The following is a 12627-nucleotide window of genomic DNA, read 5'->3' on the forward strand; positions in this document are numbered from 1 at the left end:
GCGCCGGGGAGTGGGGGCCGGCCGTCGGCGGCTGGCCGCGGCGTACGTAAGGACTGTTGATGGGCGGCGTTCGGCGACCGATAACGTGGACCGCCCGCCTGGGCGAGCCTCAGGCGGGCGGTTGCGGCACTCCTATTACCAGTTGTTCTGCACGGTGCTACTGGGTGAAGCGGAGCACCAGGGTGGCTGGGGCGGTGTGGAGTTTGTCGCGGTTGGGGAGGGCTGGGCCGCAGGCGGCTGTGCCTACGCCGGTTTGGGCTAGGTCGAGGGTGACGAAGGTGCGGTCGCGGGGGGTTAGGTCGGCGGTGTGGGTGGCGGTTTCGAGGTCCTGGGTGGTCCAGTCGCGGACGGTGAGGCCGAAGAGGGTGCCTACGGCATCGATTCGGAGGGTGTCGAGGGTGGCCCAGCGGGTGTCGATGCGGTGGCCGTTCTCCTGGGGGCGGACGTACGGCGTCTGGAGGTCGGCGACCGTGGACGTGTACTTGCCAACCGCGGCGGCTTCTTGGGTGTCGACGTACGCCTCGTTCGGGCCGGTGCCGAACCACTCGACGCGGTCCACCTTCGGTACCTCGAAGGTGATGCCCAGCCGCGGCAACACCTCCGGGAACAGCCCCTCCGGCACCACGTTCAGCTCGAGCTGCACGCCACCGTCGACGGCAACGAACCGCCAGGTGCTGCGCAAACCCCACTGCAACGCGGGCGGCGCCGTACGGGTGACAACCTCCCAAGCACCATCGCGCTCACCGGCTGAAACAACCCGGTGCTGCACGCGGTGCAGCCCCTCCTCGCGCCAAGCGTCGGCGACACCAGGCTGCGCGTCGTTGTCGATCGGCGCCCGCCAGACCTCAATCCGAGCGCTGGAGACCGTACCGAAGCTGATGCCCTGTACGTCGGCGCTCACCTCTGCAGGCGAACCAGCAGCTGCAACCGCCGCCACCGGCTCGTCGAGGCGGACCTGGCCCCAGGCGATGCGGTGACCGGCATCCGCCCAGGCAGTAGACGCCCCCAGCTCGGCCGAGATCGTCGCCCACGTTTCGGGCTGCGAACCGTCGTACGGGAGCTCGAGCGACACAGTCTCACCGGGCGCGATCGGCGGAACCGTGAGCACCTCCGACGACACCTGCGAGCCCTCGACCTCGACCACCACGCGGAAGGTGAGGTGGGAGGTGTCGAGGACCTCGTAGTGGTTGGTGACCGTGACGCCACCCTTGCCGTCGGCAACGATTCGGAGCGGCTCGATCACCTTGCTGAACTCGAGCATGCCCGGTGACGGCGTCCGGTCGGGGAACAGCAACCCGTCGCAGACGAAGTTGCCGTCGTGGATGGTCTCGCCGAAGTCGCCGCCGTACGCGTAGACCTCGCGGCCGTCGATCGTCGTCCGCAGGCCGTGGTCGATGAACTCCCAGATGAATCCACCCTGGCAGCGCGGGTACTTCTCGAACACCTCGCGGTAGTCGAGCAGCCCACCCGGCCCGTTGCCCATCGCGTGCCCGTACTCACACAGGATGAACGGCAGGTTCCGGTACTTCGAAGTGTCCGCGCCGATCTCCGCGCACCCGGCCGGGTCGGTGTACATCCGCGAGTAGATGTCGACGAACTCGGCCTCGGTGTCGCGCTCGTAGTGCACCGGCCGCGACGGGTCGATCGCCTTCGCGGCGTCGTACATCGCCTTGAGGTTCTCGCCCATCCCGCACTCGTTGCCGAGCGACCAGATCACGATCGACGGGTGGTTCTTGTCGCGCTGGACCATCCGCTGCATCCGGGTGACCAGGTCGTCGCGCCAGCGCGGGTCCATCACCGGGTTCGGCAGGTTCGGCGGCTGCGGTTCGTACCCGAACCCGTGCGTCTCCAGATCGCACTCGTCCACCACATACAGCCCGTACTCGTCACACAGCGACAGGAAGTACGGATGCGGCGGGTAATGACTCGTGCGGACAGCATTCATTCCTGCCCGCTTCATGATCAATACATCGTCAAGCATGTCCTGTTCAGTCAATGTGCGTCCACGTTCGGGGTGGAACTCGTGCCGGTTCACGCCGTTGAACAGCACCCGGTTCCCGTTCACCGTGAACACGCCGTCGACGATCGCGATCGTCCGGAACCCGATCCGCAGCCGAACCTCACCACCGTCGGTCCGCAGCACGCCGTCGTACAGGCGCGGGCTCTCGGCACTCCACGGCTCCACGGGAGCAGTCACCGAGTCACCAGTCGCAAAAGAAAGACCAAGCTCCGGTACGTCGACAACCCCGGCCACGTCGGCGTCCACGCGCAGCGTCCCGACCCCATCGGCGTACGAGGAATGCACAAAGACGTCGGAAGCAGCACCCGGCCGCAGCGCCAGCAGGTTGACCTCACGGAAGATCCCGGACAGCCACCACATGTCCTGGTCCTCGACGTACGAGCCGGCCGACCACTGATGCACCCGGACAGCGATCTGCGCGTCGGACCCCGGAGTCACCAGCGAAGTCAGGTCGAACTCGCTCGGCAACCGCGAACCCGACGACCAGCCGACGAACGACCCGTTCGCCCAGACCGCGAACCGCGAGTCGACGCCCTCGAACCGCAGCACGATCCGCGAGCCCGCGAACGAAGCCGGTACGGCGACAGTCCGCACGTAGTCGCCGGTCGGGTTGTCGGTCGGCACGTACGGCGGTTCCAGCGGGAACGGGTAGACGATGTTCGTGTACGCCGGAGCGCCGTACCCGCTCAACTGCCAGTGCCCGGGCACCGCGAGGGTGTCCCAGCCGGACGTGTCCGGGTCCTTCAGGTCGTCCGGCGCGTCCGCCACACTCGGCGAGAGCCGGAAGCTCCAGTCCCCGCTCAGCGCGACGCGCGCGGCGTCGTCATCCAGCCAGGCGCGCGGCGGCAGCACGTTCTCACCGGGGGCAAAGTCCTCGACATAGGTCACAGGTCATGAGCCTAAGCCCATACCTGCGCACAAATCCACACTCGTCAACAAATGTGGACAGGGTGAATCAGGGTCGGCACTCCTTGCACACGCCGACCAGGGCGACCTGCTCCGGCGCGAGATGGAACCCGAGCTCCCGGAGCACCTTCTTCCGGGCGGACTCCAGGATGTCGCCCGGAGCGTCGTACACGGTCCCGCAGTCCGAGCAGCGCAGGTGCAGGTGCCGCGGGGCGAGATCACCGGCCAGGTGGTACGTCGTACCGGCCCGTCCGAGGTGGACGTGCGTGACGAGCCCGAACTCGCCGAGCGCGTCGAGCGCCCGGTAGACCGTGGCCCGGTGGATCCCGGGCCGAAGCGCCTCTGCCCGCTCGCCGATCTGCTCGGCGCTCAGGTGCTCCTCGGTCCCGGCGAGCACCTCGACCACCGCGAGGCGGGCCGGGGTCACCCGCTCACCCCGATCCCGCAACCGCTGCGCACTGACTTCGACTGCACTCGTCACGCGGTCAGCCCCCTCTAGGACTTCTTCGCGGCCGTCTTCTTGGCCGCGGTCTTCTTCGCCGGGGCCTTCTTGGCTGCCGTCTTCTTGGCGGCGGTCTTCTTCGCAGCTGTGGTCTTCTTCGCGGCCGTCTTCTTGGCCGGAGCCTTCTTCGCGGGCGCCTTCTTCTTCACCGGTCCACGGGCCCGCTTGTCGGCCAGCAGCTCGGCCGCCCGCAGCAATGAGATCGTCTCGACATCGTCGTCCTTGCGGAGCGTCGCGTTGGTCTCCCCGTCGGTGACGTACGGACCGAAGCGGCCCTCCTTCACCACGATCGGCTCACCCGACGCCGGGTCCGCGCCGAGCTCCTTCAGCGGCGGTGCGGCTGCTCGCCGGCCACGCTGCTTCGGCTCGGAGTAGATCTTCAGCGCTTCCTCGAGGGTGATCTCGAACATCTGGTCCTCGGAGGTGAGCGACCGCGAGTCCGTGCCCTTCTTCAGGTACGGCCCGTAGCGCCCGTTCTGCGCGGTGATCTCGTCACCGCTCTCCGGGTCCTTGCCGACCACCCGCGGCAGCGACAGCAGCTTCATCGCGTCGTCGAGCCCGATGCTGTCCAGCTGCATCGACTTCAGCAACGACCCGGTCCGCGGCTTGGCGCCCTTGGGCGCGTCCTCCGGCAGCACCTCGGTCACGTACGGACCGAAGCGGCCCGCCTTCGCGACCACCTTCAGCCCGGTGTCCGGCGCGTCGCCGAGCTCGATCTCGACCCCGGACGGCTGCTCCAGCAGCTCCTGGGCCTTCTCGACGGTCAGCTCGTCCGGCGGCAGGTCCTCCGGCACGTTCGCGCGCCGCTCGTCCTTGTCCTCGACGTACGGCCCGTAGCGCCCGACCCGGACGACCACACCGCTGTCGTCACCGCCGACCGGGAACGTCGACATCTCGCGGGCGTCGATGTCACCGAGATCGGTGACCATCGACTGCAGCCCCTCGGTGTCGCCGTCGCCGAAGTAGAAGTTACCGAGCACGCCCTCGCGCTGAAGGTTGCCTGAGGCAACTTCATCGAGGATGTCCTCCATCGACGCGGTGAAGGCGTAGTCGACGAGCCGCGTGAAGTGCTGCTCGAGCAGCCGCACCACGGCGAACGCCAGCCAGGCCGGCACCAGCGCCGTACCCTTCTTGTACACGTAGCCGCGGGCCTGGATCGTGCCCAGGATCGACGCGTACGTCGACGGCCGGCCGATCTCGCGCTCTTCCAGCTGCGCGATCAGCGTGGCCTCGGTGAAGCGGGCCGGCGGCTTCGTCTCGTGACCGGAGGCGAACACCTCTTCGGCCGGCAGCACGTCACCCTCGGACACGTCCGGGATCTGCGTCTCGCGGTCGTCGGTCTCGGCGGACGGGTCGTCCGCGCCCTCGACGTACGCCTTCAGGAAGCCGTGGAAGGTGATCACCCGGCCGGACGAAGTGAACTCGCAGTTCTCCCCCGTCGAGGCCTTGGCGTCGATCTTGATCGAGACGCTGTTCCCGGCCGCGTCCTTCATCTGGGATGCGATCGTGCGCATCCAGATCAGCTCGTACAGCCGGTACTCCGGGCCGGACAGCCCTGTCTGGGCCGGGGTCTGGAAGGTCTCACCGGCCGGCCGGATCGCCTCGTGGGCCTCCTGCGCGTTCTTCACCTTGGACGTGTAGACCCGCGGCTTGTCCGGCAGGTACGACGCGCCGTACAGCTCGCGGACCTGCGCCCTGGCCGCGGTGATGGCGGTGTCCGACAGCGTGACGCTGTCGGTACGCATATAGGTGATGTTGCCGTTCTCGTAGAGCCGCTGCGCGATCTGCATCGTCTGCGAGGCGGACATGTTGAGCTTGCGCCCGGCCTCCTGCTGCAGCGTCGTGGTCCGGAACGGCGCGTACGGCTTGCGCGTGTACGGCTTCGACTCGATCGAACGGACCTTGAACGTGGAGTCCCGCAGCGCCGCGGCCAGCGCGGTGGCGGTCGACTCGTCCAGGTGGACCGTGTTACCGCTCTTCAGCTCACCCGTGGAGGCGAAGTCCCGCCCCTGGGCGACCCGCCGGCTGTCCACCGAGACGAGCCGGGACGGGAAGATCCGCGGCGACTTGCCCTCGCCCGCGTCGAGCTTGGCGTCCAGATCCCAGTACGACGCCGTCCGGAACGCGATCCGATCGCGCTCACGGTCGACCACCATCCGGATCGCGACCGACTGCACGCGGCCCGCCGACAGCTTCGGCATGACCTTCTTCCACAGCACCGGCGAGACCTCGTAGCCGTACAGCCGGTCCAGGATCCGGCGTGCCTCCTGGGCGTCGACCAGCGACTCGTTGATGTCCCGGGCCGCGCCGACCGCGTCCTGGATCGCCTTCGGGGTGATCTCGTGGAAGACCATCCGCTTGACCGGGACCTTCGGCTTCAGCTCGTCGAGCAGGTGCCACGCGATGGCCTCGCCCTCGCGGTCCTCATCGGTGGCGAGGAAGAGTTCGTCGGCGTCCTTGAGCAGATCCTTCAGCTTGCGGATCTGGGCCTTCTTGTCGGCCGGTACGACGTACAGCGGGTCGAAGTGGTCCTCGATGTTCACGCCGAGCCGGGCCCAGGGCAGTCCCTTGTACTTGGCCGGGATCTCGTCGGCGCCCTTCGGCAGGTCGCGGATGTGGCCGAAACTCGACTCCACCACGTACCCGGCGCCCAGGAAGCCCGCGATCATCCGCGCCTTCTTCGGCGACTCGACGATCACCAGACGTCGTCCACCGCCCGACGACGATCCCGCCGCCGCGGCTTTGGTCCCTGTTGCCCCTGCCACCGTGCTCCTCTCGCACCCGTTGTGTTCCCCCGTGCCAGTCCGTTCGAGGACACAGTACGGCCGTCGACAACCTTTTTACTTCCCGTGTTTGTCCACGCACCGTAACCGGTCCGCCGCCGGACACCCCTCTCAGGGTTTCAGAAAGTATCCGAAAACCCCTCTTACCGCGCGTCGCACCCGAGCCACCGCGACCGCCGGATCAACCGTCCCGACCAGCGGCTCCAAGTCAATCGAGGGTACGCCGTACCTCCGGGCAAGGGCCGGGAGTGTGAACTGATAGTCACCCAGCGACCCGTGTCCACCGTCCGGCATCAGCACCTCCCGTTTCCAGGAACGCTGCGCCGTCCAGAAGGCTTCCCAGCTCGGATCCGTGGCCCGGGAATGCCCGCCGGCCCCGAACAAAAGGAACGGCCGGTCGAGTCCCTTGCGGGCCACTTCGCTCGGCTGATCACCGTCGTACATGCCACCGTCGAGGTTGACGCCGGCCCGGATCCGCCGATCGACCAGCATCGCCGAAGCGGCCGCTGCGCCACCCATCGAGTACCCGAACATTCCGGCCCGAGACACCCGCAGCCGATCCAGAACGAATTGGATGTCGGCAACCCGCGTGTCTGTCGCCGTCCGAACCGCGACCGGGTCCTCCCAGGGTATACACGGCATCACCACCCGCCCGCCAGGGAACTCGACCGGCGCCTCGCCGGTGTGGTCGACGGTGACGACCAGGTAGCCGTGGCTGGCGAGATCCTCGGCCTGGTTCGTCCCGATGACACGTGACGTAGCCGACGCCGGCGAATACATCACAACGCGCCTGGTGCGATCGACTGGCGCGTTCCGGCGCGCATGCGTCGAGCTGCCGGCCAGGTCGACGGTGTCGCCACTCAACTTGAGGTAGCCGGCCATCTCGGTGGCCAACGCGGGCGCGACCGCACTACCGGCGTACGGCGTCCTGGGACCGGACAGGGCGAGCGTGGGGAACCAGAGGCTCACCATCAGCTCGCGTGGACCGGACCGCCACGGGTCCGGACGACCATGGTCCACCAGGTGCAGCTCTTTGCTGCCGATGGCATGCGGCCCGGTCGGTGCGGGCAGTTCCACCCGGTACGGCGTACTTGTCTTACTAGCTGGGATGGCGATGGCGCCCAGCGCACCGACAAACAGGCGTCGACTGATCATGCGAACCAGCCAACCCGTGATCGGATGCCCGCGAATCAGACCGCGGCCGGAACCGGGTTCACCCCACGGTCGTAGGTTTCACCACCGAATTTGCACTTCCGGGAACTCCGGTGAGTTCTGGGTCAGCAACGAGTCCGGTCGCCGGCGCAGGGTGGTGTCGAAGTACGCCGCGATGTACCTGCGTTGCGCTCGCACGCTCTGGGCCGGCTCGACCTTGCCGACCAATGCCGTCATCACCGACGTGATGATCGGGTCGTCGCCGTAGATCTCCCGGAAGACCTGGTCGAAGACGAACTGGTAGTCGGTGAATGCCTTCTGCTTGGCGCCGGCCAGGTTCAGGTTGAGCTTGCCGCCTTTCTGGACCGACCAGAAGGTCGCCCAGGACAGGTCGAAGTAGTCCTTCTTCGGGTCGGTGAACTGGGTCTCGTCCGAGCCGAAGAGCAGCAGCGGCTGCTTGGTCCCCTTCAATGCGACCTCGGCCGGCGGGCCCTTGCGGCGGTCGTCCTGGAGGGTGCCATCCAGGTTCAGACCGGTCAGGATCCGCTTGTCCGCGCGCATCGCGGCGGCGGTCGCGTAGCCACCGAGACCGACCCCGAACATGCCGACCCGACGCAGGTCCAGGCCGATCCCGAGACCCGACGGAAGCTCGGTCCCCTCGGCAGCCGGATTGCGGCCGGCGGCGAGCTCGGTGAGCTGGTCGAGGACGAACCGCGCGTCGGCGACCCGGCGCTCGACGTACTGGCGGGTGAAGAGCGGATCGGGGAGCTGCGTGGCCGGTACGCCGGGCAGGAACCGCCCGCCCGGGAACTCGGTCGGCGTCTCGTGCGTGTGGTCCATCGCGACCACGACGTACCCACGGCTGGCCAGTTCCTCGGCGAGCGCCGTGTTCACGAATCGGCTGTACTGGTAGCCGGGCGAGAACAGCAGGACCGGGTGCCGCATCTTCCGCATCGGCGCGTTCAGGCGGCTGTAGGTCTCGGTGTTCGCGAAGTCGAACGTCCCGGTCGGCAGGGCCAGCCCGTACTCACCGGTCCAGTTGTCGTCGACCTCGGTCGCGGTCCGCTTCGGCATGTACTTCGCCAGCGGCAGATCGTCCACCAGCGAGGTCGACGGGTACCAGAGGCTGATCATCAGCTCGCGCTTGCCGCTGGGCATGGTCGGGTCCGGCCGCTTGTCGTCGATCAGGTGCAGCGAGGTCGTCCCCAGCCGCTTCCGGCCGCTCGGCTCCGGAAGGCGGAACTTCACCGGATGGAAGTTGGGATCGCCATTCGCCCGTACGGCGCGATCCGGGTCGAGCGGCGCAGCGTGCGCGACGGCCGGGAGGGCGAGCCCGAGCCCGGCGGCGAGCCCGCCCGCGAGCAGCCCCCGTCGGCCCACCGCGTATCTGGGGGTGTGACGGATGTGACTGCTGTGACCGAAGTTCACCATGCGACTCATCGTCACCGCCTGTTTTCACCCTGTGATGGAGACCGCGTCTCAACTTCATGACGGCCGACGTGATGACAAGACGGACGCGGTGAGCTTCAATGAGCGCATCTTGTTCATAGCTGCGTGAAGTGAGGCCTTGTGAGCATCTTTGTTCGCATGAAACGTTCAGTAGTCGCAGTTGCGCTCCTTGCGGGCGCTCTTGTGAGCACGACCACCCCGGCGCAGGCCGCCGGCACCACTCTCGGTGACATCACCGGATTCACTCCTGGGACCTCAGGCGCCAGAGCGACGTACACGCTCAGTGCCGGGACTGCGAAGGTGCGGGTCGTGTTCCTGAAGGACGACGTGTTCCGGCTGTGGCTGGCACCGGACGGAACCTTCACCGACCCCGCGAGTACGCCACCGGAGAACCCGGACGACCCGGCGTCGACGATCGTCACCAAGACCGACTACGGCAGCCCTCGCACCTCGTGGCGGGACCGCGGCGGGTACTACGCGCTGACGACCGGGAAGATCGAGGTCCGGGCCCAGAAGAAGCCGCTGAAGTTCAGCGTCTACCGCGGCGACCGACTGGTCTGGGCGGAGGCCGCACCGCTGTCCTGGACCGACACGTCCACCACCCAGTCACTGGCCCGGGGTGCGAACGAGCAGTTCTTCGGCGGCGGCATGCAGAACGGCCGCTTCTCGCACCGCGACGAGACCATCAGGATCTCCCGGGACTTCAACTGGGAGGACGGCGGCAACCCGAACGCGTCGCCGTACTACATGAGCACAGCGGGGTACGGCGTACTCCGGAACACGTTCAGTCCCGGCAGCTACAGCTTCGGCAGCCCGGTCGCGGTGGCGCACGACGAGAAGCGCTTTGATGCGTACTACTTCATCGGCGACCTCAAGACCTCGCTGGACCGCTACACCGAGCTCACCGGCCGGCCGTTCATGCCGCCGATCTACGGACTCGAGTACGGCGACTCCGACTGCTACAACCGCGGTCACTACGCGAAGGACCCGGACCCGAGCAACGACTGGAAGGTGCACCCGGACAAGGTCACCACTCTGGACGCGGTGAAGGTGGCACAGCGGTTCCGGGACGAGGACATGCCCGGCGGCTGGATGCTCGTCAACGACGACTACGGCTGCGGCTACTCCGACAACACCGAGTTCGAGAAGGTCGACGGCACCTACTGGGGTAAGCGCGACATCGCACCGCTCAAGCAGACCGGTGACGAGCTGCGCAAGCGGAACATCGAGATGGGCCTGTGGACGCAGTCCTCACTCGACCGCCAGCCGGCCGAGGTCGGCGAGGCCGGAGTACGCGTGCGCAAGCTGGACGTCGCCTGGGTCGGTCCGGGCTACCGGCATGCACTGAGCGCCTGTGACACCGCACATGACGGTATTGAGCAGCACAGCAGCGCCCGTGGCTACGCCTGGATGGTTGAGGGCTGGGCCGGCGCGCAGCGGTGTGCTGTGCAGTGGACCGGCGACCACAGTGGTTCGCTGGACGCGATCAAGTGGCAGATCCCGGCCATCGCCGGCTCCGGCAACTCCGGTATCGCTTACAGCGCGGGTGATGTCGACGGCATCTTCGGTGGCTCGGCGACGTCGTACGTGCGTGATCTGCAGTGGAAGGTGTTCAACCCGGCGTTCATGACGATGTCCGGGTGGGCCACGCCGGCGATCAAGCAGCCGTGGGCGTACGGAGCGCCGTACACGGATATCAACCGCAAGTACCTGAAGCTGCGTGAGCGGCTGCTGCCGTACTTCTACACGTACGCCGCCGAGGCGCACCGGACCGGCGCTCCGCTCAACCGGTCGCTGGTGCTGGAGTACCCGAACGACCCTCGCACCTGGGATGACACGACCAAGTACGAGTTCCTTGCTGGTAAGGAGTTCCTGGTCGCCCCGATGTGGGGTGCGGACGAGGTGAAGAGCGGCATCTACCTGCCGGAGGGACGCTGGGTCGACTACTGGAGCGGACGCGTCTACCAGGGGCCGACGACGGTCAACGGGTACCACGCCGCACTCGACACGCTGCCGCTGTTCGTGAAGGCGGGCGCCGTCGTACCGATGTGGAAGCCGGGGATCAACGCGGCGGCCGAGCAGGGTTTCGGCGACCGCCTCACGGTGGACATCTACCCGCAGGGCAAGTCGTCGTTCAAGCTGTTCGAGGACGACCGGGTGACACGTGCCAAGCAGTCGGCACAGCAGGAGTTCGCCGTCGACGCACCTGCCGAAGGCCGCGGTGATGTGACGGTCCGGATCGGTGCGCTGAACGGCTCGTACGCCGGTAAGCCTTCTGCACGGCCTTACGAGCTGACTGTGCACACGGGCTCGGCGCCACACGCCGTACTGATCGACGGCCGTCCGGCCAAGTGGACCTACAAGGACGGCATTGTGAACGTGCAGACGGCCTCTGTCCCCACCTCGCGGACGTCCACGGTCCGTCTGCTCGGCACCTCGTCGGTTGGTGGTCCGGACGTCGCCAACACGTTCGGTACGCCGGAGCTCGGCGCACCGGCTTTGTGGAACGCTCCTGGGCAGGCCACTGAGGTGACGGCCAGCTTCCGCAACGACACCGGTTCGACGGTGCGCAACGTGAAGCTGGATCTGCAGCTGCCGGCTGGATGGACCTCTGCTGGTGAGTCGGCGTTCGCGTCGGTGCGTGCGGGGCAGACGGTGACCACGAAGCTCCAGGTCACTCCGGGCGCCGACGTACAGCCTGCTAGCTTCACGTTGTCGCTTGCGGCTTCGTATGTTGCTGAGGGCAAGAGTTATTCCCGGTCTGCTGTTGCTACTGCACAGCTGCCGTACGGGTCGCTGTCACAGGCTGCGAACACGGTCGGGATCAGCGACGCGACGACGTTTGCTAAGGGCAACTTCGATGGATCGGCGAACAGCTTCAACGGTGAGGCGCTGGCTGCGGCCGGGTACAAGCCGGGAGCGACCGTCACGGTTCAGGATGCGCAGTTCACCTGGCCGACCGGTGCGCCTGGTACGCCGAACCTGGTGAAGAACCAGTCGGCGCCGATCCTGGTGTCGGGTACTGGTTCGCACCTGGCACTGCTCGGTGCCGGGGCCAGTCTGAACGCTCGTGGTGCGGTGACGATCCTCTACACCGACGGCACGCAGTCCAAGGGCACATTCCAGCTACCCAACTGGTGTTGCCAGGACCCAACCACCGGCGGCGCGAAACTCGCCGTCTCAACGAAGGGCCGCTACACCCCGACCGGGTTGGCGAACACCACCACGGACTACCGGGTCTTCTACACCGCCGTACCGCTCGACGCCGGCAAAACCGTGCAGGCCATCAAACTGCCCGGCGGCGGACTCGGCTTCTTCGCAGCCACCATAGCGAACAAACCGTTGCCCCCGGCCCCGCGCGGCGAGCAGTGGGTGAGCGACCTCGAGTTCCTCGACGCCACCAACGGCTGGGGCCCAGTAGAACGCGACCGCAGCAACGGCGAAGACGCCCCCGGCGACGGAGCCACCTTGACCCTCAACGGCGTCACCTACGCCAAGGGCCTAGGCACCCACGCCCCCTCCCTGGTCAGCGTCCGCCTAGGCGGCAACTGCCAAACCTTCACCGCCAAGGTAGGCATCGACGACGAAATGGAAGACCGAGGCAAAGTCTCCTTCAAAGTCCTCACCGACGGTGTAGCCAAACAAACCTCAGACCTGCTCACCGGCACCTCCCCCACAGCGTCCATGTCGGTAGACGTCACCGGCGCCCAAACCCTCACCCTCCAAGTAACCGACGGCGGCGACGGCATAACCAGCGACCACGCCAACTGGGCCGAAGCCAAACTCACCTGCACCCCGTAGAAACCAGGTGAGGG

General features: G+C 67.2%; 6 protein-coding genes. 1 reads left to right on the forward strand and 5 read right to left on the reverse strand.

Features of this window, described 5'->3' with window-relative positions:
• Nucleotides 1-157: 157 nt before the first annotated feature.
• From E1261_RS36945 to E1261_RS36965, 5 genes are all read right to left on the reverse strand, one after another.
• Entirely contained in the window at nucleotides 158-2908 is a 2751-nt protein-coding gene (locus E1261_RS36945; RefSeq protein WP_238176660.1) for a glycoside hydrolase family 2 TIM barrel-domain containing protein, read from the reverse strand.
• Nucleotides 2909-2975: 67 nt separating this feature from the next.
• On the reverse strand, nucleotides 2976-3407 hold the full coding sequence (locus E1261_RS36950) for a Fur family transcriptional regulator (protein ID WP_132414393.1): 432 nt from the start codon (nucleotides 3405-3407) through the stop codon (nucleotides 2976-2978).
• 14 nt (nucleotides 3408-3421) lie between these two features.
• Entirely contained in the window at nucleotides 3422-6193 is a 2772-nt protein-coding gene (gene topA / locus E1261_RS36955) for a type I DNA topoisomerase (RefSeq protein ID WP_132414394.1), read from the reverse strand.
• A gap of 129 nt (nucleotides 6194-6322) precedes the next feature.
• On the reverse strand, nucleotides 6323-7366 hold the full coding sequence (locus E1261_RS36960) for an alpha/beta hydrolase (protein WP_132414395.1): 1044 nt from the start codon (nucleotides 7364-7366) through the stop codon (nucleotides 6323-6325).
• Between the two features lie 78 nt (nucleotides 7367-7444).
• Entirely contained in the window at nucleotides 7445-8803 is a 1359-nt protein-coding gene (locus E1261_RS36965; protein WP_238176661.1) for an alpha/beta hydrolase family protein, read from the reverse strand.
• Nucleotides 8804-8950: 147 nt separating this feature from the next.
• On the opposite strand from E1261_RS36965, the gene E1261_RS36970 reads away from it, so the two are divergent.
• Complete coding sequence (locus tag E1261_RS36970; protein WP_202875363.1) at nucleotides 8951-12613, forward strand: NPCBM/NEW2 domain-containing protein; 3663 nt, start codon at nucleotides 8951-8953, stop codon at nucleotides 12611-12613.
• Nucleotides 12614-12627 lie beyond the last annotated feature (14 nt).

Origin of the sequence: Kribbella albertanoniae, from assembly GCF_004348455.1 — a bacterium.
Lineage (GTDB): Bacteria > Actinomycetota > Actinomycetes > Propionibacteriales > Kribbellaceae > Kribbella > Kribbella albertanoniae.

Coding starts and splice junctions, on each gene's coding strand:
- E1261_RS36970 (WP_202875363.1), top strand. CDS start 8,951: ATGAAACGTTCAGTAGTCGCAGTTGCGCTCCTTGCGGGCGCTCTTGTG.
- E1261_RS36965 (WP_238176661.1), bottom strand. CDS start 8,803: ATGAGTCGCATGGTGAACTTCGGTCACAGCAGTCACATCCGTCACACC.
- E1261_RS36960 (WP_132414395.1), bottom strand. CDS start 7,366: ATGATCAGTCGACGCCTGTTTGTCGGTGCGCTGGGCGCCATCGCCATC.